At 65.6% G+C, this 23,018-nt stretch carries 22 protein-coding genes; 12 read left to right on the top strand and 10 right to left on the bottom strand.

The window, feature by feature from the left end; translation table 11 throughout:
- Window positions 1–44: 44 nt before the first annotated feature.
- Window positions 45–1,022, bottom strand: coding sequence for a FecR family protein (locus BR78_RS0107105; protein ID WP_029935813.1), 978 nt, complete (start codon window positions 1,020–1,022; stop codon window positions 45–47).
- Window positions 991–1,593, bottom strand: coding sequence for an RNA polymerase sigma factor (locus BR78_RS0107110; protein ID WP_029935815.1), 603 nt, complete (start codon window positions 1,591–1,593; stop codon window positions 991–993). The genes BR78_RS0107105 and BR78_RS0107110 overlap by 32 nt, the downstream gene beginning before the upstream one ends.
- 287 nt (window positions 1,594–1,880) lie before the next feature.
- Here BR78_RS0107110 and BR78_RS0107115 point away from each other — a divergent pair, with 287 nt between their 5' ends.
- Window positions 1,881–2,777, top strand: a complete 897-nt coding sequence (locus BR78_RS0107115) for an arginase family protein (protein ID WP_231478179.1) — start codon at window positions 1,881–1,883, stop codon at window positions 2,775–2,777.
- 45 nt (window positions 2,778–2,822) lie between these two features.
- On the opposite strand, the gene BR78_RS0107120 is transcribed toward BR78_RS0107115, so the two are convergent.
- The 6 genes from BR78_RS0107120 to BR78_RS0107145 all read right to left on the bottom strand — a co-directional run bounded on the left by BR78_RS0107120 (window position 2,823) and on the right by BR78_RS0107145 (window position 9,604).
- Complete coding sequence (locus BR78_RS0107120; protein ID WP_231478180.1) at window positions 2,823–5,123, bottom strand: MHYT domain-containing protein; 2,301 nt, start codon at window positions 5,121–5,123, stop codon at window positions 2,823–2,825.
- 347 nt (window positions 5,124–5,470) lie between these two features.
- Complete coding sequence (locus BR78_RS20880; protein WP_051683215.1) at window positions 5,471–6,163, bottom strand: gluconate 2-dehydrogenase subunit 3 family protein; 693 nt, start codon at window positions 6,161–6,163, stop codon at window positions 5,471–5,473.
- Window positions 6,160–7,872, bottom strand: a complete 1,713-nt coding sequence (locus BR78_RS0107130; protein WP_197021291.1) for a GMC family oxidoreductase — start codon at window positions 7,870–7,872, stop codon at window positions 6,160–6,162. Before BR78_RS0107130 ends, BR78_RS20880 begins: the two co-directional genes overlap by 4 nt.
- Window positions 7,869–8,618: a 3-keto-disaccharide hydrolase gene (locus BR78_RS0107135; protein WP_037566013.1), complete on the bottom strand. Its 750-nt coding sequence runs from the start codon at window positions 8,616–8,618 to the stop codon at window positions 7,869–7,871. The genes BR78_RS0107130 and BR78_RS0107135 overlap by 4 nt, the downstream gene beginning before the upstream one ends.
- Before the next feature lie 165 nt (window positions 8,619–8,783).
- Complete coding sequence (locus BR78_RS0107140) at window positions 8,784–9,263, bottom strand: DoxX family protein (protein WP_029935827.1); 480 nt, start codon at window positions 9,261–9,263, stop codon at window positions 8,784–8,786.
- A 59-nt stretch (window positions 9,264–9,322) separates the two neighbouring features.
- Complete coding sequence (locus BR78_RS0107145; RefSeq protein ID WP_029935828.1) at window positions 9,323–9,604, bottom strand: BufA1 family periplasmic bufferin-type metallophore; 282 nt, start codon at window positions 9,602–9,604, stop codon at window positions 9,323–9,325.
- A gap of 209 nt (window positions 9,605–9,813) precedes the next feature.
- On the opposite strand from BR78_RS0107145, the gene BR78_RS0107150 reads away from it, so the two are divergent.
- The 5 genes from BR78_RS0107150 to BR78_RS0107170 all read left to right on the top strand — a co-directional run bounded on the left by BR78_RS0107150 (window position 9,814) and on the right by BR78_RS0107170 (window position 12,995).
- Window positions 9,814–10,353, top strand: a complete 540-nt coding sequence (locus BR78_RS0107150) for a sigma-70 family RNA polymerase sigma factor (RefSeq protein ID WP_029935830.1) — start codon at window positions 9,814–9,816, stop codon at window positions 10,351–10,353.
- The gene (locus BR78_RS0107155; RefSeq protein WP_029935832.1) at window positions 10,350–10,991 is read left to right on the top strand and encodes a DUF1109 domain-containing protein; all 642 of its coding nucleotides are present in this window, start codon (window positions 10,350–10,352) and stop codon (window positions 10,989–10,991) included. The genes BR78_RS0107150 and BR78_RS0107155 overlap by 4 nt, the downstream gene beginning before the upstream one ends.
- An 81-nt stretch (window positions 10,992–11,072) precedes the next feature.
- On the top strand, window positions 11,073–11,345 hold the full coding sequence (bufA2, locus tag BR78_RS0107160; protein ID WP_029935834.1) for a BufA2 family periplasmic bufferin-type metallophore: 273 nt from the start codon (window positions 11,073–11,075) through the stop codon (window positions 11,343–11,345).
- A 58-nt stretch (window positions 11,346–11,403) separates the two neighbouring features.
- A complete protein-coding gene (gene bufB, locus BR78_RS0107165; protein WP_029935837.1) occupies window positions 11,404–12,240 on the top strand; it encodes an MNIO family bufferin maturase in 837 nt (278 codons plus the stop codon).
- Entirely contained in the window at window positions 12,231–12,995 is a 765-nt protein-coding gene (locus BR78_RS0107170) for an HvfC/BufC N-terminal domain-containing protein (protein WP_029935839.1), read from the top strand. Before bufB ends, BR78_RS0107170 begins: the two co-directional genes overlap by 10 nt.
- Window positions 12,996–13,209: 214 nt before the next feature.
- Here the strand turns inward: BR78_RS0107170 and BR78_RS0107175 are convergent, their stop codons facing one another.
- Window positions 13,210–13,599 (bottom strand): response regulator, encoded by a 390-nt coding sequence (locus tag BR78_RS0107175; protein WP_197021292.1) that lies wholly within the window; start codon window positions 13,597–13,599, stop codon window positions 13,210–13,212.
- 672 nt (window positions 13,600–14,271) lie between these two features.
- Between BR78_RS0107175 and BR78_RS0107180 the strand changes: the two genes are divergently transcribed.
- From BR78_RS0107180 to BR78_RS0107190, 3 genes are read left to right on the top strand one after another with little or no spacing between them, the layout of a single operon-like run.
- Window positions 14,272–14,967, top strand: a complete 696-nt coding sequence (locus BR78_RS0107180; RefSeq protein WP_029935843.1) for a response regulator transcription factor — start codon at window positions 14,272–14,274, stop codon at window positions 14,965–14,967.
- A 2-nt stretch (window positions 14,968–14,969) separates the two neighbouring features.
- On the top strand, window positions 14,970–16,277 hold the full coding sequence (locus BR78_RS0107185) for a FecR domain-containing protein (protein ID WP_029935846.1): 1,308 nt from the start codon (window positions 14,970–14,972) through the stop codon (window positions 16,275–16,277).
- Window positions 16,274–18,469: a CHASE2 and HATPase_c domain-containing protein gene (locus BR78_RS0107190; RefSeq protein WP_231478181.1), complete on the top strand. Its 2,196-nt coding sequence runs from the start codon at window positions 16,274–16,276 to the stop codon at window positions 18,467–18,469. Before BR78_RS0107185 ends, BR78_RS0107190 begins: the two co-directional genes overlap by 4 nt.
- Here the strand turns inward: BR78_RS0107190 and BR78_RS0107195 are convergent.
- Window positions 18,459–18,938, bottom strand: a complete 480-nt coding sequence (locus BR78_RS0107195) for a hypothetical protein (protein ID WP_029935850.1) — start codon at window positions 18,936–18,938, stop codon at window positions 18,459–18,461. The two genes, BR78_RS0107190 and BR78_RS0107195, sit on opposite strands and share 11 nt — an antisense overlap.
- 1,570 nt (window positions 18,939–20,508) lie before the next feature.
- Between BR78_RS0107195 and BR78_RS0107205 the strand changes: the two genes are divergently transcribed.
- From BR78_RS0107205 to BR78_RS20425, 3 genes are read left to right on the top strand one after another with little or no spacing between them, the layout of a single operon-like run.
- Window positions 20,509–21,069 (top strand): RNA polymerase sigma factor, encoded by a 561-nt coding sequence (locus tag BR78_RS0107205; RefSeq protein WP_037566016.1) that lies wholly within the window; start codon window positions 20,509–20,511, stop codon window positions 21,067–21,069.
- Window positions 21,070–21,080: 11 nt separating this feature from the next.
- A complete protein-coding gene (locus BR78_RS0107210) occupies window positions 21,081–21,737 on the top strand; it encodes a zf-HC2 domain-containing protein (RefSeq protein WP_029935854.1) in 657 nt (218 codons plus the stop codon).
- Window positions 21,734–23,002, top strand: coding sequence for a S8 family peptidase (locus BR78_RS20425; RefSeq protein WP_156022239.1), 1,269 nt, complete (start codon window positions 21,734–21,736; stop codon window positions 23,000–23,002). The genes BR78_RS0107210 and BR78_RS20425 overlap by 4 nt, the downstream gene beginning before the upstream one ends.
- Window positions 23,003–23,018 lie beyond the last annotated feature (16 nt).

A 23,018-nucleotide genomic window follows, 5' to 3' on the forward strand; every position in this document is an offset into this window, starting at 1 on the left:
GAGAGCCGTCAGCCGATTGGTTCCGCTATCGGTTCAGAAAAAATTTACTGCGCCGCAGCAGTCCTGGTGAGGATGACGTCGTCGCCCCGCTGATCGACCTTCGCATCGAATACGCGCGCGATCGCACGGCTGAACCCGACGGGATCGTTGGAGGCGAACAGACCGGTCACCGGCTCGCGCGCAAGCTCGGGATCGCGGATCTGAATGCGGATGTCGCTGTAGCGTGCGAAGGTGTCCGCAGCCTGCTTCAGCGTTTCGCCCTCGAAGGCCAGTTTGCCCTCGCGCCACGAAAGCTCACGGGTGACGATCTCCGGCGCGATCGGCTGCGGCTGCCCGGCCGCGGACAGAAGCAGCCGCGTATTGGCGCCGAGCGCCACGTCGACCCGGCTCGGCGTCGCGAGATCGACCCGGCCGCGATCGACCAGCACGTCGACTGGGCTTCCGCCGAGCTTGCGGACGCGGAACCCCGCCTGCGTCGTTCGCAGCCGGCGTCCGTCGACTTCGACGGTGAACGGACGCGGATCGCGCGCCACCGAAAAATAGGCCTCGCCCTCGAGCAACGTGACGCGGCGTACTTCCGCATCGTCCTGGACCCGGATGCTGCTCGCCGTGTTCAGCAGCACGGTCGAGCCGTCCTTGAGCGGCACCAGGCGAATCTCGCCCCGCCCGGTGCTGATCACCGCCCCTGCCGTAGGGATGTTGAGGCCCAGCGCCAGCAAAGTGGACGCTGCCACTGCCCCGCCCGCCCATATCAGCGTCTTGCGGCGCGAGATTCCCGAAGGCGACGACTGCTTCGGCTCTTCGAACGCGGCCGGATCGAAATCCGGTCCGAGCGCCTGGGCGGACTCGCTCCGCAGCGACAACGCCTGCGCACGCAGAAGGGCGCCCTTGCTGCGGGGATCGCCCTGCAGCCAGGCCTGGAATGCTTCGTCTTGTTCCGGGGTCAGCGGCCCACGATCCAGTCGCGCCGTCCATTCGGACGCCGCCTGATCAATGTCTCGACTGGTTTCTCGCTCGGCCATCTAACGCGGCAATCTCCGGGTCCATTTGCCTAGAGGTTTGGGACGGTGTCTTTCCGCCACGCCCGAACCAATCAATCAAGAATCGGATGCCTCGTGAAATATGCGTTTCGACCGTATTCTCCGATATGCCCATCTGCGCTGCGATCTCGCGCTGTGGCAAGCCTTCGACGCGCCGGAGGATGAAAGCCTCACGGGTCTTGAGCGGCATCGCCGCGATCGCGCGGGCGAGCTGACGCAATTCGTCCCGATCGATCGCATGCTGTTCGGGCGAGGCGGCATCATCGGCAGGATCGAACCGTTCGAGATCGTCGACCGCATGGATCGGAACGATCCGCGTGCGGCGGACGTGGCGCGTGATCACCGAGCGCGCGACCTGGAACAGATAGGCGCGCGGATAATATATGGTAGCGACCGTCTCGAGTTCGGCCAGGATCGAATAGGATTCCTGGATGATGTCGTCGGCGTCGAGACCCGGCAACGCGCGCCGCGCGAGCCAGCCGCGGAGCGCAGGCTCGTGCGGCAGGATATTGCGCAGCAGCCAGCGTGCTCTTTCCCTGTCGGTGCCGTTCATCCCTGACCCGCTGACCGGACATTCGTCCCGCTGCGGCGCAGCCCGGTCAGGACGACAGGACGGCACCGCTTGATTCGAGAATTTGCCTAGACGGCGATTGTGACACTCTGGCTTCGGACGCACTGCGTCGGGGGGCCTGCCGCCTGAATTGACCGAGAAATAGAACAGCCCATGCCCACGGGCTGCGAGCCGATACCGGCTTTCTGGTTTCGTCCGCGAGTTCCCGTGGCCGCACGAGCGGGAACCTTGTGGCTCGTTGCAGCTTGGGTGCGCATCAGCAGGAGATCATGATGCCACCCCGCTCCTACGCCATAATCGAAGCACCCTCGACACTTGGCCTGACCGGCGGCGGCGTGGAGGCGCTGCCGGAGCGCCTCCTGGAACTGGGGCTCGCGGATCGGATCGGCGCGCGGCGGGCCGGGCGCCTGGCCGTGCCGCCGAAGGATCAGACGCGGGATCACGAGACGCTGACGCTGAATGCCCCTGCGCTTGCGCAATGGTCGCCCAAACTCGCAGACGCGGTCGAGGCGGTGCTCGCTTCCGGGGACTTTCCCATCATCCTCGGCGGCGATTGCACGATCCTCCTCGGCACGATGCTGGCCTGGCGTCGGCGCGGACGCTTCGGCCTGTTGTTCATCGACGGCAACGCGGACTTCTTCCAGCCCGAGGCCGAGCCAAATGGCGAAGGCGCTTCGATGGATCTCGCATTTGTGACCGGATCCGGGCCGACGCTGATCACGGATCTCGAAGGCCGCCGGCCGATCGTCCGGCCCGAAGATGCCGTCGCGTTCGGCTTTCGCGATCAGGAAGACCAGGCGAAGTTCGGCAGTCAGTCCTTGCCGCGCGAGATGCGGGCATATGATCTCGACACCTTACGCCGCCTCGGTGTGGAGAATGCCGCCGGCAGCGCCGTTGCTCATCTGACTCGCCCTGGGCTCGACGGCTTCTTCATCCACCTCGATGTTGATGTGCTCGATGATGCCGTCATGCCCGCTGTCGATTTCCGCTTGCCGGACGGGCTTTCGCCGAGCGAGCTGATTTCCGTTCTCAGAGTGGCACTGAACAGCGGCAATGCGGTCGGCCTTGAAGTGACCATCTACAATCCGCGTCTCGATACCGACAGCGCTGCCGGCCGCATTCTCGTAGACATACTCTCTGCCGCGCTCGCCGAGCATTCACCGTAGCTCGGCGCGTCACCGGCTGCCGCGTTTGGATTGGACCTCATCGAGTCATTCGGGCGCATCATCGCTCGCGGACGTTCTGCTCCGTCGCTGGTTGATCGGGATTACGGAGGCAGAGACCTTCACCATTCGAACAGTCCGCGCGAGCGCCTCCTGTGTGAACGGCTTCGCAAGCACGTGGATGCCCTTGATTGCATCACGGTCGAGATCGGCAAAACCGGTGACGAGCAGCAGGGGCAGCTCCGGATAGTCCTTCCGGATCTCCTCGGCCAGCTCGAGACCCGTCATCTGGGGCATGAGCTGATCCGCAACGACCAGATCGATGCCACCACGGTGCACCTCCGCAAGCGCTCCGCTGCCGGAGCTTGCCATCATGACAGCGACGCCCAGATCCTCGAGCATTGCGGCCGTATTGGCCAGCACGAGCGGATCGTCGTCGACCACCAGGATGGTCATTGGCGGCAATTTCGTTGGCGCTTCATCGGGGTGGGCAGGCTCGGGCTTTCGCCGCACCGGGCGCTCCGCGAACGGCAAATAGAGTTCGGCGGTCGTGCCCTGGCCGACGACGCTGCGAAGCGCAAGCCACCCGCCCGATTGCGCGGCAAGGCCTTGCACCATCGACAGCCCCAGCCCGGTGCCCTGGCCGACATCCTTGGTCGTGAAGAACGGATCCGTCGCCCGCGTCAACGTTTCTTCGTCCATGCCAGCGCCGGTATCCGCGAAGGTGAGCCGGACATAGCGCCCGGCAGGCAAATCGTCGATCTCGCCATCTGCGAGAAGCGTTTCGGACGCCGAGATATCCACGTAACCGCCGTCCGGCATGGCATCACGCGCATTCACCGCGAGGTTCAAGAGCGCCATCTCCAGCTGGTGCGCATCGACCCGGGCGAGCGGAAGCCCGAGTGAAAAATGCGTCTCGACTTGCACCCGCGGACCGAGCGAGCGCTGCAGCAGGTTCGTCATGCCGTGGACCAGTTCCGGGATGTCGACCGGTTGCGGGCGCAGATCCTGCCGTCGCGCGAATGCCAGCAATCGTTGCGTGAGCGAAGCGCCGCGCTCCGCGCCCTGATAGGCGCTCTCCAGCAGCCGCAAGGCCTTGGGGTCCTCTGGCAGGCGCTTGCGGAGCAACTCGAGGTTGCCGAGGATGACGGCAAGCAGATTGTTGAAATCGTGCGCGATGCCACCGGTGAGCTGGCCCATCGTCTCGAGCTTCTGGGCCTGGCGCAACGCTTCCTCTGCGCGCCGGCGCCCGGTCATGTCGGTCAAACCGCCGACGACGTGAAGGAGCTCATCCGCGGAATCGCGCTCTACCTTCGCTGCGGATACCAGGTCGAGAAAGGCCCCATCCCTGGTGACCGCGCGATATTCGCGTGGTCCGAGCGAGCCCTGGCGCAACAGCTCGGGCCAGTCCTGCAGGAACTGGCGCGCCGACGCCTCCGTCAGGAAATTGACGAATGGGCGGCCGATAACTTCCTCGCGGGTATAGCCCATGAGGTCGAGCCAGGCGTCGCTGACATGCTCGATCAGTCCGAAGCGATCGAGCGCATGGAGCGGCAGCGGCGTCCCCTTATAGAGTGACCGGAAGCGCTCCTCGCTCTGTCGAAGCGCATTCGCTTCACGCTGTACGAGCAGGGCGAAACGGCGATCGAACATCGCCGCGATCAGCGACAGGAACAGGATCAGGAATGCGGCCGCCGACACACCGATCGCCAGCATCGACTGGCTCGCGCCCGAAGCGCCGCGCGCCATGTCGAAACCCGGCGCAATGGTGAATATTGCCGCGCGCATCCCCGAAAAGTGCATCCCGGCGATCGCCGCGCCCATCACGGCTGCCGCGCCGAAACGGACGAAATGATGGCTCTCGCGCGAAGCGAGCCAGAGCGCCGCCGTGGCCGCCCCGACCGCTATCAGCACGGAAATTGCCAACCACAGCCGATCATAGCTGAGCGCGGCCGGCATCTGCATCGCCGCCATGCCGATATAGTGCATGGCGACGATCCCGAGGCCCATGAATATCCCGGCGACGAGCAGAGGTCCCGCAGCGCCGCGCGAGCGGCCCATCACCGCGAAGCCGGCGCCGGTGACGACGATCGCGACGAGCAGCGACACGATCGTCAGCTCGACATCATAGCCCACAGCCATTCCCGGCATGCTGAAAGCCAGCATCGCGACGAAGTGCATCGCCCAAATGCCGCCGCCCATCGCGATTGCCGCAGTCACCAGCCAGACACGGCGCAGCCAACCTTCCGAAGCGCGGATACGGCCGGCCAGATCCAGTGCAGTATACGAAGCCGCGACGGCGATCGAGATCGAGATCGAGACGAGCACTGAATCATGCGAGCCGGTCATGATCATTCGGATTATGCCTCGAGCGGCGGATATGGCGCTACGCTAGTCGCAAATCCGCAACCCGCAATCCTTTCCTGCTCGATAAGCACTCGCGGGAGGATTCCGACGTCGGTTCGCAGTCCTCAATTCCGGCGTGGTCCACGCGTGGCGCTGCCCGTAATGTTGGTGCCGATCCTGCGGTCGGTCTTGATATAGTGCACCCCTGCCACGCCATCGAGCACTTGAGGTCCGGAGCGGCGGAACGCACAGATCGCGTTCATGGGGGAGCATCTCGACTCCTACCCACTTCGCCAGATCTTCCCTTCCTTTGGGGGACGCCGCCGAAAAGGGTCGTCCGACGCCTGATTCTAGGAACTCGCGAGACCCAAATGATCCAGCACTTGCGCAAGATGTGCCAGCGCCTCTTCGCTCGGCCCCGGATAGTCGCCCGGCGTCGGCTGGTCCCCGATGAAACCCATGTCGGCTTTGCCTTCGGGAAGGCTATAAAAGCCGAGCACGAACAAGTGCCGCAGCGTGTCCATGAAGGCGACAGGCTTCGCCATCCTGACGACGGGCGCCGCCACGACGAGCGCATCGAGCAGTCCATCGCGCTGGGACGGCGCGATCGCGTCGAACGTGGCCCCGTGCAGGGCGCGGCTCTGCGCATCGAGCCAGATCAGACCGCCGATCAGCAGCGCCCTGTCCGCACGCTGGATCGGATAGGGTGCGCTGATCCACTCGTCGACGAACGCCCCCACCCCCAGCGTTCCGGCACCAGGCGAGCGTTCGTCGGCGGGTAGGATCAGATCGCCCAACAGATCAACCGTCGCGCGCTGCTTATTGCTCAGCGTCAGTGGCCAAGGCACCTTGGGCGTCATCAGATCCGGATCGCGGCCATAGCCCCTGGCCGGGGGCGGGGGCAGCACCTCGGGCCAGTCGACGACGTCAAATGGCGCGGTGGTATTCTGCCCCGCCGCCATCGCGGGCGGCGACCAGCGGGCAAGCGGCAGTGCCGCCGCCGCCATCATCCACTGCAGCGTTTCGCGGCGCGACGGAGTCATGCGAAGGCTCCCGATTTGAAGCGGGCTGCCAGCTGCTCGGAGGCGCGTAGCGCCAATGCGAGGATGGTGAGTGTCGGGTTCTTGTGCGCGCCCGAGGCGAAGATCGCACCGTCCATCAGCACCAGATTGTCGACGTCCCAGGTCTGGCCATAGCTGTCGACCACCGACGACCGCGCGTCCGCGCCCATCCGCGCGGTGCCCAGCTCGTGGATGATCTCACCACCGGCGGTGATGAGCTTTTCGGGTGGCAACTCGGGATCGAGAATGGTCCCGTTCATCCGCTTGAAGACTGCATGCGCGGTCCGGCGTCCGTGCGCGACCTGGTTGATCTCGTGCTGCGACCAGCGGAACGCAAACCGCAGTACCGGAATGCCGAACCGATCCTTCACGCCTGGGTCGATCTCGCAATACGTGTCCTTGTTGGGGATCATTTCGCCGCGCAGCACCATCGCGATCGACGCGCCCGATGCGCTGCGCACTGCCTGTTTGAGCCCCTTCCCCCACACCCGCGGCAGCGCGGCGGCGGGCGGGATGCCGAACCGGCCGCCCAGTTCGAAATGATAGCCGCGCGGGAAATCCAGCTCCCCGCGTTTCTGCTGCTGGTACAGCCAGAACGGGATGTACATGTGCTGGCCGCCGATGCCGTCCTCGTTGTAGCGTGGCCGATCGGCGAGCTCGGGAATATGCGCGCGAAACGACGCACCGGTCGAATCGGTGAGATTGCGCCCGAGCTGCCCGGAGTAATTGGCCAGCCCGCCGGGGCGCTCGCTGCCGCCCGAATTGAGCAGCAGCCGCGTCGTCTCGCAGGTGCCCGCCGCCAAGACGACAACGCGCGACTTGACCTGATGGCGCGCGCCCGTCTTGCGATCGACATATTCGACGCCGGCGGCGCGGTTCGCCGATGCCATCACCACGCGCGCGACCATTGCGTCGGTCACGACCGTCAACCGTCCGGTAGCCTTCGCCATCGGCAGGAACGACGTGGTCGTCTGGAACATCGCGCCGATCGGGCAGCCCCGCGTGCACGGCGTCGCGTTGAAGCAGGCGGCGCGCGGCGCGACATCATCGGGCATATCGCGCGTGAGTACCGCGGTATGCGCCGGCCGCACGGGTATGCCGAGGCTTTCGCAGGCGGCCTTGAGCAGCATTTCGGGGATGCGTGGCTTGGGCGGCGGCATCAGGCAGCCCGGCGGCGAATCGGGATGATTCTCCAGCTCGATCCGCCCGCCATTGACTCCGATCATCCGCTCGACCCGGTCGTAGAACGGCGCGATGTCGTCATAGCCGATCGGCCAGTCCACACCCAATCCGTCCCGCGAGAAGGGCTTGAAATCATACGGGCCCCACCGCGGCACATGCCGGCCCCAATGGTTGGTCCGCCCGCCCAGCATCCGAGAGCGATACCAACGGAAGTCGGTGCCTTCGCGCATTGTGTAAGGTTCGCCGTCGACCTGCCATCCGCCGCCGACGGTCGCATCGAAATAGCCGAATGGCTTGTCGGGCGTAGCGGCGCCGCGCAGCGGGGCGTCGCTCTCCGGCGCGGTCATGTTGACTTCGGCCTGCGGGTCGTAGTCGCGGCCGGCCTCCAGCAGCAGGCAACGCAACCCCGCCTTGGTCAGGCTATAGGCCGCCATGCCTCCAGCGGCGCCCGAGCCCACGATGACGACGTCGGCAACGCCCTCCGCCGCGTCGATCGCGCCGGACGTCACTGGCCAACCGTGGCGGACGGGCCGAGCCGGCGGAGCTTGATATTCCGGAACGCGACCGGATGGCCATGGTCCTGGAGCCCGATCACGCCATTCGGGAAGGTGCCGAACAACGGCATCGTCGCGAACTTCGACGCCGCCACTCGCTTCCGCCACGCATCATCGCCGAAGGTCACGTCCGCAGTGAGCTTACCGTTCAGCCATTGCCGCACACGTCCCGGCTCGACGCGCAGCCGGGCGTGGTTCCAGCTTCCGGCAGGATGCGCCGCACCCGCCGGCGGCACCGTGATGTCGTAGAGCGCCCCGGCCCGATGGGACGGGATCTTGCCGTCAGAATGCCCCGCATCGTCGAGGATCTGCATCTCGAGCCCGGTTTCGTAGATGTGCGTGGTCTGCGGCGCGTTTCGCGCGAGATAGAGGACTCCGCTGTTGCCGCCGCGCTCGACCTTCCAATCGAGCGTCAGTTCGAACGCGCCGTAGCTCTCGGCGGTGACGAGATCGGCACCCCTCATCCGTCCGCTGTTCGCGGTCAGCATCAGGGTGCCGTCACGCACTTCCCACGAAGACGAAGGCGCGCGCCCGTCGAACGATCGCCAGCCGCTCAGGTCGCGGCCGTTGAACAGCAGCTGCCAGCCCTCGGCACGCTCCCTAGCGCTGAGCACGTTAGGCGCCGCGGCTTGCGAACCGGCCAGCGCCGGAACCGCAGCGACCGCCAACAGGCAAAGTCCCAGACCGGACAAGATACGCATCAGGTTCCTCCCTTGGCTCGTCCGCTTTCCAGGCGAACGATCGCATACACTGCGGCTGCGACGCCAGGTTCCACCAGATTTGCGTTCCAGTGAAGCGGAAATCGCCGCGCCGCGGATCGTGCTTAGGCAGCAACGTGTTGCGTGGCTGTGACCGGAAGCGGAATATCAGCACCCGGATTGCACGGCGCCACGGCTCCTGTCCCCGCGCAGTGATCGAGCGACTGCGTCGAGCGACCAACTGCCACCGCCCCGGAACATCAGCGGCAGCAGGATCGCCGCCCAGCTGAGGTGCGTCGGCCAGGCGTCGGGATAGACGAAGATCTCGATCGTCAACGTCATCAGGAAGAGCGCCAGTGCCGAGAAGCGCGTGCACAGGCCGAGTACCAGCAGGATCGAGAAGGCATGTTCGGACCAGGTCGCGGCAATTGCGGCGATCTCGGGCGGGATCAGCGGCAGCGTATATTCGGTGCGGAACAGCTCATAGGTGCCGTCGGTCACGTGGAGAATCCCGTCGACCTTGGTGCGGCCCGACAGGAAGAACACCGCCGCGATGCCGAAACGGGCGACGAGCAGCAGGAACGCGTCCGGCACCAGCGCAGACGCGCGACGGACGAAGCGCTCGGGGAGCGCGATCAACGAAATCATCGGGTTTCTCCGCAAATGCGGGGCCGGAACGCGGCTCAGGCGCCCCGGCCCGAAGAGGGTCACGCCTTCGGAGTCAGCGAGCCGCTGCCCTTGGGCGTCTTGATCGCGATGCAGGTGCCTGCCTTGACGAGCTTCCAGGCGTTGCCCTGATAATTCACCTTGGACGTGCCGGCGCAGCTCGTGCCGGCACCCGCCTTGCAGTCGTTCTTGCCGGCGAGTGCGACGCCGTAGCATTTTTCCATGGCGGGCTTGTTCTGCGCCGCGGCGGCGGCGGGAGCGAGCGCCGCGGCGGCGGCGGCAACCGCCAGCGTGGCGGCGAGGGAGGCGTGAGTCGAACGCATGGGTCTTTCCTTCGATAGGGGTGCCTCCGGTGCGCGGCCCGGGTTTGGGGGTGCCGGGCCGCGCGGTGACCGGGGAGGAGGCGAAAGCCCGGATCACGCCGCTAGTTCGGCGCGGGCCGGGGCGCGGTTACGGGGGCGAGCAAAAAAATTGCCGCAAAGCCGTGTAACCTTCGTGCCGGCTACGCCGAACTCTTCCTCGAGGAGCACGAATGCAGGCGAATGAGGACGCGTTGCGCGGATTGATGATCGATGGACTCGACGGCGACGCCGCAGCCCATGCCGCGTTGCTGCGCCTGCTCGTGCCGTTGCTGCGCGGCTTCTATCGGCGCCGCGCCAGCGGCTCCGACGACGATATCGAGGATCTGGTGCAGGAAACGCTGATCGCGGTGCACACGCGCCGCGTAACCTATGACCGCGATCGTGCCTTCACGGCATGGCTGTTCGCGATCGCCCGCTACAAGATGGTCGACCATTTCCGCCGGGGCCGCCGGCTGTGCCCGATCGACGGGCTGGAGGACATGCTGATCGCCGAAGACTTCGAAAGCGCCTCGACCGCGCGACTCGACATGGAAGGCCTGCTCGCAGATCTGCCCGCCAAGCAGGCGCGGATGATCCGCGCCACCAGGCTCGATGGATTGAGCGTGGCCGAAGCGGCACAGGCCGGCGGGATCGGCGAATCCGATGTGAAGGTCTCGGTGCATCGTGGGCTCAAGGCGCTGGTGGCGCGGATCCAGGGGGAAAGGCGATGAACACCGACGACCTCATCTCCCGCCTCTCGCAGGACGTGCCGCCAGTCCGCAGGAACGCAGTCGGCTGGCGGATCGCCATCGGCATCCTGCTCGGCGCATTGGTCTCGGGCGGCTATGTCCTGCTGTCGATGGGCATCCGCCCGGATCTGGGTGAGGCGATGCACGGCTTCGCCTTCTGGATGAAGTGGGGATACACCCTCTCGCTGTCGGTGGCGGCGCTCGTCGTGACCGCGCAGCTCGCCCGGCCCGACACCAGGCGGCTGCGCTGGCTGTGGGTCATCGCGATCCCGGTCGCTTTGCTCGCCGGCGTCGGCGCGCTCGAGCTGATCCGCACCCCCTCGGGCGAATGGCTGGCGATGTGGTTGGGGCATAGCTGGAGGACCTGTCCGTGGCGCGTGCTCACGCTCGCCATGCCGATCTTCGTGGGGCTGCTCTGGTCGTTCCGCCGGCTCGCGCCGACGCGCCTGCGCGCAGCGGGCGCGGCGGCGGGCCTTGCGGCAGGCGCTTTCGCCGCGACGGTCTATTGCCTCCACTGTCCCGAAGTCTCGGCAATCTTCGTGCTGACCTGGTATTCGCTGGGCATCCTGCTCGCCGCCTCGGTCGGCGCGCTGCTCGGACCGCGCCTGCTGCGCTGGTAATTTCGGGAGGGCTGTAACCGCCCGCCGCGGCACAGCGAACTGGGGAGGCCAACCCTGGCAGAACTTTCTGGAGAACTCCCAATGACCATCATCCGCACCGGCGTCAGCATCGCCGCTTCCGCCGCCGTCATCGCAATCACCGCCGCCGCACCGACCGCCGCCTTTGCCAAGGCCGGCGTCGGTGCCGCCAAGACCGTCCATTGCTATGGCGTCAACACCTGCAAGGGCACGTCGGACTGCAAGACCGCGTCGAATGACTGCAAGGGCCAGAACGACTGCAAGGGCCAGGGCTTCAAGGCGATGACCGCAAAAGCGTGCAAGGCCGCCGGCGGCAGCCTGACCGAACCGAAGTGACCGCATGCCGGCCCGGCGCGATCGTCGCCGGGCCGGACACCCTGGAGAGGTTGATCCGATGATCGCTCCCTTCGCCGGCTTCGGGCTCGGCCTGCGCAAGCCGCATTATGCGGATTTCCTCGAACACCGTATCGCGGTCGATTTCGTCGAGGTGATCTCCGAGAATTTCATGGTCGATGGCGGCCGGCCGCGCCGCATCCTGCGCGAGGTCCGCGCGCGCTATCCGGTCGCGCTACACGGTGTGTCGATGTCACTCGGGTCGGCCGACGGGCTCGACGGGGCATATCTCGCACGATTGAGGGCACTGGTTGACGAGATCGAACCGCTGTTCGTCTCCGATCATCTGAGCTGGACCCGGAGCGAAGGTTTCAGCGCACACGACCTCCTCCCTTTGCCCTATACCGGCGAGGCGCTCGACTTGGTCTGCGCCAATATCGGCCGCGCGCAGGATGCGCTGGGCCGCGCGATCCTGGTCGAGAATCCCTCCACCTATATCGACTTCACGCCCGCCGCGATGACCGAATGGGAATTTCTCGACGCGATATGCGCGCGTACCGGCTGCGGGCTGCTGCTCGACGTCAACAACGTGTTCGTGAGCGCGACCAATCACGGTTTCGATCCGCTGGCCTATCTCGACCGCCTACCGCACCGTCGCGTGCGCCAGATCCATCTCGCCGGACACAGTCAGGGCGCCGAGTTGCTGATCGACACGCATGACCAGCCAGTCCCCGCCTCGGTCTGGGACCTCTATGCGCACGTCCTGCCGCGGCTCGGCCCGGTGGCGACCATGATCGAGCGTGACGACGCGATTCCGCCGCTGTACGCGCTCCTCTCGGAGCTGGACATTGCCCGGCAGATTGCGCGCGACGGCGCCCGGGCGGCGGCATGCGCCTGATCGACCTCCAGCGCGACATGCGTGCATGGCTGATGCGCGAGGACGCATCGGCCGCCATACGAATCGGAGAGAATGCCGCGCCCGGGCTACGCGTCTATCAGAATAATTTCCGCTCCCAGCTCGCGGCATGCATCGAGGACGGCTTCGCGCGCACCCGCGACTGGATCGGCGGCGAGGCGTTCCACCAGGCGGTGATCGCGCATGTCGAGCGTGTGCCGCCGAGCAGCTGGACGCTCGACGCCTATTCGCGCGATTTTCCGGCGACGCTTGCGATGCTCTATGCTGACGACCCCGAGATCCCCGAGTTGGCGTGGATCGAACTCGCGCTCGCCGAGGCCTTTGTCGGCCCCGATGCCACCGCGCTCACCGCATTCGACCTGGGCGAAGTGGATTGGGACCGCGCGACCTTGCGCCTCGCGCCGACGCTCGACTTCGGCGAGCTCACTACCAATGCGCCCGCGATCTGGTCCGCGTTGGCCGAGGGCGAAGCGCCGCCTGCCGTGGCCTATTTGCCGGAACCCGGCGCGATCCTCGTCTGGCGCGAGGGCGATGCCCCACGCTTCCGCGCGATCGATCAACTCGAACACCATGCCCTGCTTCGAGTGCGCGGCGGTATGCCCTTTGCCGGTCTGTGCGCCACCATGGTCGAAACGTTCGGAGAAGAAGCCGGCATCACACGCGCAGGCCAGTTGCTCGGCCAATGGCTGGCCGATGGGCTGGTGGTCGCCCTCTTCACTGAGGAGCAAGCAAGATGATCCTCGCGAACCCGCCCTCCCCAAAGGTCCTGGCGCCAAGCACCGTGGTCGCGTCCGTGAACCCTGAGAGCTGTCCGATGCACCGACGGATCGCCCCGGGGAACGACGATGTCGGGCACCTCCGACCATCCCCTGGCGCAGGGCGAAACAAAATGAAGATCAAGCCGCGACCCTGGCTAGAGAGCTTCGGTTCGAAGTCCCCATTGCCTCTGCATCAGGCGGAATCTGCCAGCGGGTCGACGGGGTTCAGCCTCATGGCCGTGACCAGGGAAGCCATGCTCGCCTCGACGGCTTCACCGCGATATGGCTTCGCGAGCACCGGCAGAACGGTGCGAAGCTCCGGTTCAAGATCCTCGACCTGGAAACTCCCTGATGCGAGCAGAACTGCCAGTCCGGGACGGTGGCCGAGTACCCAACGGGCCAGATCGACGCCGTCATAGCGGCCGGGCATCTGAACGTCCGAGAAAACGCAGTCGATCGAGCGATCGACGTCCTCGAGAAGCAGCAGCGCCTCGTCCGCATTGGCAGCTTCAACTACCATGTACCCCCGGTCGGCCAGATACCCGGCAATCTGCCGTCGAATGCGCGCGTCATCATCGACCACGAGAACCCTCAGAGGCGCATCGGCGCCTCGGGGACACGGAAGAGGGGTGAAGGCCATACAAGCCGGAAGCTACGCATGTTCAGAAACATGGCCAGTAAAGAGTTGTAAATGAAAGCCATCGGAGTCTGCAAATCCGTCCGAAAGAAACGATCTTAAAATCGGGGAGCTCGCTCGCTCCATCGCCGGTTCCTGCGCCAGATGCGATGTAGATTGGGGACGACTTAGCTCCCTGAGATCATACTGTCCTGCATCTCGCACGCGGTACTCATGCGTCCTGGATTTTACCCGGAATGACCTTCGTTACTACGGAAGGAGTGCCGGAATGCTATCCCACGGCCCAGTAGCGAGAGTGTCGGCCAGACCCCGATCGGCGGTCCAAACTACCTGCGATCCCTGCGACAATCCGTCCTGATCCGCCGACGGGAGGAGCCGCGCGGGATGGCCGTGACGTAGCGGAATCTCAGATGCTTGTTACAACTGTTTACAAGGCTGCGATTGTCGCTCCTGCCCCCCGTTGCTAGCAGCGGAGCATGTCGATGATTGCTCATCCAGGTGTATCCGCGTTTGCAGACCTGGCAGGCGTAGCCGGGAGCAATGGTTACTGCGGTTGCCGCCGTGCCCAGGCGGCAACACTCGTGGCTGAGCCCTATTGAGATCACGCAAGGGCCCTGCATGCGTATCGCGGTAGTCGATGATGATGAGAGCGTAATCCAATTCGCTTCGGCAGCATTGGTCGCGGCGGGCCATTCGAGCACCGGCTTTCGCAACGGCGCCGCCCTTCTTGCCGCGCTGCGCAGGCAAACCTTCGACCTGATCCTGCTCGACTGGAATCTGCCCGACAGCTCGGGGATGGAGCTGCTGCGCTCGATCCGCGATGCCGTATCCCGGGCAACCGCCATCATCATGCTAACGAGCCGGTCCGACAAGGATGACATCGCCGCTGCACTGCATGCGGGCGCGGATGACTATGTCGTCAAGCCGGAAACCGGAACTGTGATCGTCGCACGCGTCCAGGCAGTGCTGCGCCGTGCAATGCCCACCGCCGCACAAGACCGGGTTCTGCAGTTCGGTTCGTACGCTTTCGATCGTCTGACGGAACGGGTTATCGTAGGGGTCGAGGAAGTCGCGCTGAGCGCGAAGGAGTTCCAGCTCGCGCTCACATTGTTCGAGAACATGCACCGCGCATTGTCGAGAAGCTATCTGCTGGAGACGATCTGGCAGAGTGCCGCCGATCTCTCGACGCGGACGCTCGACATGCACGTTTCGCGTATTCGCACCAAGCTCAAGCTGACCCCCGAGAACGGCTACCGCATCGTCGCGATTTCTGGTTATGGCTATCGCATGGAGCGTTTCGGGGCAGAGGAGTAGGCATGTTTCTAGCGGGCGCGCTGTGGGCCGCCGCCGTCACCCCCGCACCGGCCCCTCCCCCCGACACCGTCATTTATGTCGTGCGCCGGGGCGATACGCTTGACAGGCTTAGTCAAAGCTTTCTCGTGCCGGAACGGCGATGGCGGGCCCTGCTCAAGCTGGCGGGAATCCGAAATCCGCGGCGCCTGCCTGTCGGCCGGCCTCTGACCATCCCGCGTGACTGGTTGCGCTACAAGGTCGAGCCCGCACGCCTTGCAAGCTACCGCGGCACCGTGAGTCTATCCATGGCGGGCCGCCCGGTGCCGTTGGCCGCGGGTTCGGTAATCGGCGAGAATACCGATGTCGCGACTGCTGCGAACAGCTTCGTCACGCTGATCCTCGCGGACCGCTCGCAAGTGGTGATCCCATCGCAGAGCCGCGTGCGAATCCGGGAGCTCCGCCGCATCCTGCTCACCGGTGCGATCGATTATCGCATCGAAGTGCAGAAAGGTCGCCTCGAGACGAAGGTAACTCCGGTGGACCCGCCCTCGGGCCGATACCGCATACGTACCCCGATCAGCATGACCGCGGTGCGAGGCACCGAGTTCCGGGTTTCATTCGAAGCCGAACGGGATGTCGCCGCAACGGAGGTGCTGACGGGACGGGTCGGGTTCTCCGGCCCCGACGGCTCCGGCGCGCTGGAACTGGACCGCAGCTTCGGCGCAACGCTCGATTCTGCCAGCCCCCCTCGAATCGAGAAGCTTCTTGCTGCCCCGGATCTGGACGAACCACCGCCGGTGCAGACGCGCTACGCGGTAGAGTTCCGCGCCCGCAAGCTCGACGGGGCGATCCGCTACCGCGCGGTGATCGCGACCGACGCCGGGTTCATCGACAACGTCGCCGAGCAGTTTTCCGACGACGGGGTCTTCGCTCTCAACGACATCCCGAACGGCAACCTCTTCGTCCGGGTATCGGCAGTGGCGCCCAGCGGGCTGGAAGGACTGGCGCAAGCCTATAGTTTCCGGCGTCGCCTCGCCTCGATTCATGGATCCGTCGAAACCGGCGAGGATGGATACCGCTTCCGCTGGTCGGGCGCCGGCGGGGGGGTAAGGCGATATCGCTTCCAACTCATGCGCGACACGCCGCAAGGCAGCTTGATGGTCGATGAAGTTGCGCTCGCGCGCGATGCGCTCACGCTGCGGCGGCTCCCCGGCGGCGTTTATTACTGGCGCGTAGGCCTGATCCAGATCGAGGACGGCGAGGCCACCGAATCGTGGACGGATCCCGAGAAGCTGACGATCACCGATCCGACACGATCTCGAAAGCGTTGAAGTTGTTCCCGCGCTTGCTGATGGAATGGTGCGCGGTTGCGGTGCTCGTGCTGGCGTTGACCTTGGGGCTCACCCTCACCGGTGCCACTTCGAAGGCGGACGACGCGATCTACGATCTCGTGGTTGAATTGCGGGCGCCAGCGGCTTCCGACCGGATCCTCCTGGTCACGATCGACGATGCGAGTCTGGCCGCGCTCGGACAATGGCCATGGGCCCGCACCATGCACGCGCAGGCGATCGGGATTCTCGCCGCCGATCGACCGGCAGCGATCGCCTATGACGTGCTTTTCACGGAACCCGGGCGTTCTTCGGGAGAAGATGCGGCGCTGGCCAAGGCCCTGGGACAGGCGAAGGTCGCATTGCCGATCCTCTTCGACGCGCCGGGCGCGGACGGACGGGCTTTCGAGACAGTGGCGCCGATTGCGCCGGTCGCAAAGGCTGCCGCAGCGCTCGGGCAGGTCGCGCTTCCCCACGAAGAGGATGGCACGGCCCGCACCGCACTGCTCGAGGTGGACGACGGCTCGCGCACTTGGCTGCACCTCGTCGAGCAGACATACAGGCTGGCAATGGGCCATGCTTCGCCGGCCTGGCAGCGCGCGCACGCCAGGGGCGAGATGTCGGTGCTCGTGCCCTATCGTGCTGCCGGCGCGTTCCGAACCGTGTCGTTCGGCGACCTCGTCGCCGGGCGCCTCCCGCCCGACTTCGTTCGTGACAGGATCGTTCTCATCGGCGCGACCGCCGGAGGCCTGGGCGACCGCCACGACGTCGCGGGCGCGGGAACGCTCGCCGGACTCGAGGTGCAGGCCAACCTCCTGAACGCGATGCTCGCCGACCGCTTCGTGCGTGAGGTGTCGCTGCCGATCCGGCTGGCCGCAGGCACGATGCCGGGCATCATCCTCTTGCTGATGTTCTGGCGTCTCAGGCCCTCGGGCGCCCTGCTCGCCTCGCTGGCGATGTTCGGTCTGGTCGCCGCACTGCCGGTCCTGCTCATCGCCACGACGGGCCTGTGGATACCCCCTGCAGCAGCGCTGCTCGGGATAGCATTCGTATACCCGTTATGGGGCTGGCGACGGCTGCACGCGATCGACAAGACGATTTCGCAGGAACTGTCCCGTCTGTCGATGGATCTTGGCGGCACGCTGGCGCCGGCCGAAAGCCGGCTCGACCATGCCGGGCGGAACGCCCTCGCCCTCAGCGACTCGATCACGGCCTTGCGCGATCTGAAGCGCCTGGTCGCCGACACCGTCGACGGCGTAGCCGACCCCCTGGTCGTCACGACCATGGAAGGAGACGTGTTGGTCGCCAACGGCCGCGCCGAAGCGCTCCTGGCCCGGGACGCCCAAGCGCGCGCGGCTCTCTACAGCACCCCTGCGGCAAACGATCTCATATCGGCGGACGGCAGGCATTTCTCGCATCGGCGGACACCGCTCACGGATGCAACCGGCGAACAGCGCGGATGGATCCACCTCCTGGCGGAGATCACCAACATTCGCGCTGTCGAGCGTGACCGCGCACAGGCCCTGGAATTTCTCAGCCACGATATGCGCTCGCCCCAAGCGGCCATCATCACCTTGCTGGACGCGACCACGAAATCCGGGAGTGGCGGGTTTACCGCCGCAACCGCAGACAAGATCGCCTACCACGCTCGCCGAACGTTGGGCCTGGCCGAGAATTTCGTACAACTGGCGCGGCTGCGCGAGACCGGCTTTGCTCCGGAAGAGACCGACCTGCACGATTGTCTGGCCGAGGCGAGCGACGCGCTCTGGCCGCTTGCGTCGAAAAAGGACGTGCGGATCGTCGTGCCTCCCAGCGAGCCTTTCTGCGTCGGCGGCGAGCGCCATGCCCTCACCCGGGCATTTCTCAACTTGCTGGACAACGCAGTGCGGTTCAGCCCGCCGGGTGCGGAAATTCGCTGCGGCATCGATGTGGTCGCGACCGGCGACGCCTTCGAGTTCGAGGCGTGGATCGAAGACCGGGGTCCGGGCATCTCGGAGGAACGTCTCGCGGATCTGACCGGTCGCTTCGGTCCGATGGGGAGGTCCGCCCCGGGAATGAGCGTCGGTCTCGGCCTCGCTTATGTGAGGACCGTAGCAGACCGCCATGGCGGCAGGCTGGAGTACGCCGCCGTGTCACCGCACGGTTCGCGCTTCACTCTCGCACTGCCCGCCTTCGCATCGACCCTCACCCGATGACCGCGGCCCTCGCCAGCCGAGGCAGGATCTTTTCCCGAGTCGAGCCGCAGTGCCGGACTACCGCCGCGTTTCGGAACAGCACGTCGCCGCTCGCCCGATCGACCATTCCGACCGTGAGCACGTAGCGCCGCGGCCGGCACAGCACGATCGGGTTCGGCAGCGCGCCGCTGCTGGTCGATCCGCGGCTCTCGTCGTGCTGGACCTCGACCTGTGGCGGAGCACTGGCCAGGCCAACCTCGAGGCGATAGCGGCCGTTCGGGGTCTCGCGATATCCCTTGGCGGCAAGCGCGTCACGGACCAGCGAAACGGCGCCCGCGGCCTCGCCGTTTCCCGGAGCCGAGGCGAGAGCATAGGTTGGATCGGTGAGGCCCGCGCCCGCGGGCGGCAGCGACCCTTCTCGGCTCAGCGGCGATACGCAGGCGCCAACCAGCACCAGCATCGCTCCTGCGATCACTCGATCGGTACGCATGCCTCTCTCCCTTGCCTTCGAAGGGCATAGACGAAACCGTCGCCGAGCCTCAACTCGGCGGCGGCGATACCCGATTCTCGCTCGCCCCGGGGACGGGATATGGGTTAGAACTTCCCGATCAGGTTCACGAAGGAACCCGATCGTCGTAGCTGAGATCGGAAAGATCGCCGGAATAGTCGGTGAAGTTGTAGCCGACGCCGAGCTTCACATTGTCGCCCATGTGCCGGTAAACCCGGCCAGCGTCCCGGACGCGAATCGCCTGCCTCGCGGCTGGAGAGCTCGCGGGCTTCGGCGAGTAGATCCCATTTCCCGATCACGCGATAGTCGGTGCGTACCGCCCAGAACGTCGCGTGGCTGTCGAACCACGGGCATTGGCGTCGCGCGACGTGCGAAGCTCGCCGACGCGATACGCCACCTTCCCGCCCAGCGCGGGGCAATCAAATTCCTGATTTTACACTATTTTACAAAAAATGACGGACCCGGAACGAGACCTCGCGCATTGTCGCATCGCGGCTGCTCGAAGCGCCGTTGTAACATGTTGTCACGGCGCTTGCGGGACGACGGCCCCGCTGCCAGACGCCCCACGCCGCCATAATGAGGAACTCGAATTGCCCAGGATCTTCCGCGTGCAATTGCTGCCGCCATCCATCTCCAATCACCCTCGTTGATGCCGGCATGAGTTCAATTCGGCGCGCCGCCAGACTCTTGGCGTATCTGGCGCGGGAGAGAATTGGAGAGGGGCACGAAGCCGAGCCGGAAGGCCCCCGCCCTGCGGCGAATGAAACGCCCCCGTCGACGTCGCCGACTGGGAAGCGCTCCAAAGCCAAGGCGGACACCCGGCGCTGAACCGGTGGGCAAGTGCGGCGACGAGCACGACGTTTGAGCCTGCAGGCTTCGCCTGACGACCTTCGCCGATAGCGCTGCGCGGTTGCCCCCGAACCTGGCGCCCTCCCGGCGCTGGAAATCCTGGTGACGAATTGCGTGAAAAATGCCGTCAAATCCGGTCCACCCGGTCGATGACACCAACTCCACATCCTTCTCCTTCAGCGCCTTAGGAACCGAATCGGAGGGGAGGGATGGCTGGGGAGGCAGGATTCGAAGCAATCCTGCGCACCGCGTCAACTCATTGAACTAACGACACTTTATCCATTTCTGGATCAAAGGCGCACCATATTGCCGTTACACACGCAACCGACTCGGGAAGCGGCCGAATCATCGCGCCTGGCAACGGTTCGCGTCAGCCGCTGGTCGATGCCACTCAAGAAGAGCTTCGGGATACAGGTTGCCGGCGGGCTCGACGATTGTCGTGGTCAGCGGGCTCTCACCGGAGCCAGCCTCGGAGAGCACGTTGGGCATGAGCCACGAAACCAGACACTGCTCAGTGCAGGTACATCGCCAACGAGGCTGTGGCTGGGGTATTGAATTGCTCGAGAGATCCTTGTCTGACAGATTTTGCGCGAAGGCAATCGGCAGCGAATTGAACCCGAAAGCCGATGCTCCGCACTAACAGGCCATGCGACATGGACGAGGCGCGTTGGACGAACGGCTCTCAACAAAGGGTGGGACAAAAATGGCGGCGCGCGGCGACGAGGAGGAACTTCGCCTCATCGCGAGGGTGGCCGAGCGCGATCTAGAGGCGTTCGAGCACCTCTATCGCATCTATCATCGACGGCTGTCGCGGTTCCTGTTCAATCTCCTTCGCCGGCCGTCGACGATCGAGGAAGTGTTGAACGACACGATGATGGTGGTCTGGGAAGGCGCTGGGAGCTTCAATGGCGCGAGCAAGCTTTCGACCTGGATCTTCACTATTGCCTATCGCAAAGCCGCGAAGGCGCTGCGCCGGCGGGACGAGCCGGTCGAGGACGACCGCAGCGAAGAGCTCGTGTCGCCGGATGCCGGCCCCGACGAGGAACTCGCGCAGGAACGTCGACAGGCGCTGCTCGCCGAAGCCGTGGCGACCCTGTCGCCGGACCACCGGGCAGTCGTGGATCTCACTTATTATCACGAAATGGGATATCGCGATATTGCCGGGATCATGGATTGCCCGGTGGATACGGTGAAGACCCGGATGTTTCATGCGCGGCGCCATCTTCGGCGCAAGCTGGGCGGCGGCCTGGCGGACTGGATATAGGATCGATCGCCGTGAACAATGTCATCAAACTCCATGGCGATCCGCACGAGCAGACGCAGACGCTGCTTCCCTGGTACGTCAACGAGACGCTCGATGCCGCCGAGGCGGCGATGGTCGAGGCGCATCTCGTCGAGTGTGCGGATTGCCGGGCCGAACTGCAATTCGAGCGAGGACTGGGGCGCCGGATCGGAGGGCTTTCGATGGATGTCGAGCAAGGCTGGGCGGCAATGCGCGAGCAACTGGGAACGGCTACGGAGGAAACACCGGCGCCCACGCCCATAGCCGCGACCGCGCGCGTGATTCCGTTCTTGCGCCGGCGCATTAACATTGGTTGGGCGATCGCGGGCCAAGCCGCCGCCGCGGCGCTCCTGCTCGTCGCGTTCGGTTCGCTCCGACAGGCGCCGGGCCCTGCGGAGTATCACGCTTTGGGTTCGGCCGGCACCGCGCAAGCGGGAAATATGGTCGTCCTCTTCCGCCCCGAAACCGCCGAGCGCGACATCCGCACACTGCTGGACGGTGCGCAGGCGCGCGTGGTGGAGGGGCCGCTAACGACGGGTGCCTGGATATTGCGTGTCGACGGCGTACGGCGGGACGCGACGGTCGCGAAACTCCGAGCGTCGCCGCGCATCGCGCTCGCCGAGCCGCTGGACGGCGACGGGGCACGGTGAAGCGCCTCCTCACCCTGCTCGGAGGCGTTTTCGCGCTATGTGCTTCGGCGGTTCTGCCGGCACCGGCCGACGCACATCCGCAGAACGCGACGATTCAGCAGCAGCAGCAGACGAGCCGGGAGATCCTCGTCATGCTGCGGCTCCCGCCGTCCCATTTCCGTCCGAACGCAAATTATTCCGGCGCCTATGGCGACAAGGCCTCGGCAAGCGCGCGTCGCCGGGTCGCGGTGGCGATCGCGCGCCGCAACGGCCTGACGATCGAAGACAATTGGCCGATGCCGCTGCTGGGCGTCGACTGTTTCGTGATGCGCGTACCGGAGGGCGGCACCGTCGATGACACGTTGGCGCGCCTCACCGGCGACCGACAGGTGCTCTGGGCCCAGCCGATGCAGCTCTACCACGCGCAAGGCGGCGCACAGCTCGAGAACGATCCACTTTATGCCGTTCAGCCCGCCGCGGGCGCCTGGCGGCTCGCGGACCTTCACCGTGTCGCGACCGGCCGCGGGGTTACCGTCGCGGTAATCGACAGCAAGGTCGAGGCCAGCCATCCAGATCTGATCGGCCAGTTCTCGGCCAACCGCGATTTCGTCGTCGACCACCCGACCAACGCCGAGCAGCATGGCACGGGCGTCGCCGGAGTGATCGGGGCGAAATCCGGCAACGCGCTGGGCATTGCCGGGGTGGCGCCCGGCGCACGGATGCTAGCGCTCCGCGCCTGCTGGCAGATGCGGCCGGCGGCCGCCACTCCAACGGTCTGTGATACGCTGAGCCTCGCCAAGGCGCTGCATTTCGCGATCGACAGCGATGCCAAGGTGATCAATCTCAGCCTGAGTGGCCCGTTTGACCCGCTGTTGGCGCGCCTGGTCTCGATCGCGCTGTCACGCCACGTCTCCGTCGTGGCGGCCTATGATCCGAGCCTGCCCAAAGGTGGATTTCCCGCCTCGGAGACCGGCGTGATAGCGGTCGCGGATCAGGCTTTGCCGTCGCGGCCCGCCGCGGTGTACGGTGCACCGGGCCGCGACGTGCCGACAACACAACCCGGGGGCAAATGGTATTTCGTAAATGGCAGTTCCTACGCGGCGGCCCATGTGAGCGGGCTGCTCGCTTTGGCCCGCCAGGAACGGGGAGTGGCCGCTTTTCGCATCGCGACGACGCCCGGCGCGCAAGGGAATATTGATGCCTGTGCGACCGTTTTGCCGATCTCGACAAATTGCGACTGCCGTTGCGCGCTGGAACGCGCCGTTGCCGGGGCGAGGCACCGCTAGAAGATTTCTCCGCGTT

This window comes from Sphingomonas sp. UNC305MFCol5.2, assembly GCF_000712135.1.
Taxonomy (GTDB): Bacteria; Pseudomonadota; Alphaproteobacteria; order Sphingomonadales; family Sphingomonadaceae; genus Sphingomonas.

Coding starts and splice junctions, on each gene's coding strand:
- BR78_RS0107105 (WP_029935813.1), bottom strand. CDS start 1,022: ATGGCCGAGCGAGAAACCAGTCGAGACATTGATCAGGCGGCGTCCGAA.
- BR78_RS0107110 (WP_029935815.1), bottom strand. CDS start 1,593: ATGAACGGCACCGACAGGGAAAGAGCACGCTGGCTGCTGCGCAATATC.
- BR78_RS0107115 (WP_231478179.1), top strand. CDS start 1,881: ATGATGCCACCCCGCTCCTACGCCATAATCGAAGCACCCTCGACACTT.
- BR78_RS0107120 (WP_231478180.1), bottom strand. CDS start 5,123: ATGACCGGCTCGCATGATTCAGTGCTCGTCTCGATCTCGATCTCGATC.
- BR78_RS20880 (WP_051683215.1), bottom strand. CDS start 6,163: ATGACTCCGTCGCGCCGCGAAACGCTGCAGTGGATGATGGCGGCGGCG.
- BR78_RS0107135 (WP_037566013.1), bottom strand. CDS start 8,618: ATGCGTATCTTGTCCGGTCTGGGACTTTGCCTGTTGGCGGTCGCTGCG.
- BR78_RS0107140 (WP_029935827.1), bottom strand. CDS start 9,263: ATGATTTCGTTGATCGCGCTCCCCGAGCGCTTCGTCCGTCGCGCGTCT.
- BR78_RS0107145 (WP_029935828.1), bottom strand. CDS start 9,604: ATGCGTTCGACTCACGCCTCCCTCGCCGCCACGCTGGCGGTTGCCGCC.
- BR78_RS0107150 (WP_029935830.1), top strand. CDS start 9,814: ATGCAGGCGAATGAGGACGCGTTGCGCGGATTGATGATCGATGGACTC.
- BR78_RS0107155 (WP_029935832.1), top strand. CDS start 10,350: ATGAACACCGACGACCTCATCTCCCGCCTCTCGCAGGACGTGCCGCCA.
- bufA2 (WP_029935834.1), top strand. CDS start 11,073: ATGACCATCATCCGCACCGGCGTCAGCATCGCCGCTTCCGCCGCCGTC.
- bufB (WP_029935837.1), top strand. CDS start 11,404: ATGATCGCTCCCTTCGCCGGCTTCGGGCTCGGCCTGCGCAAGCCGCAT.
- BR78_RS0107170 (WP_029935839.1), top strand. CDS start 12,231: ATGCGCCTGATCGACCTCCAGCGCGACATGCGTGCATGGCTGATGCGC.
- BR78_RS0107180 (WP_029935843.1), top strand. CDS start 14,272: ATGCGTATCGCGGTAGTCGATGATGATGAGAGCGTAATCCAATTCGCT.
- BR78_RS0107185 (WP_029935846.1), top strand. CDS start 14,970: ATGTTTCTAGCGGGCGCGCTGTGGGCCGCCGCCGTCACCCCCGCACCG.
- BR78_RS0107195 (WP_029935850.1), bottom strand. CDS start 18,938: ATGCGTACCGATCGAGTGATCGCAGGAGCGATGCTGGTGCTGGTTGGC.
- BR78_RS0107205 (WP_037566016.1), top strand. CDS start 20,509: ATGGCGGCGCGCGGCGACGAGGAGGAACTTCGCCTCATCGCGAGGGTG.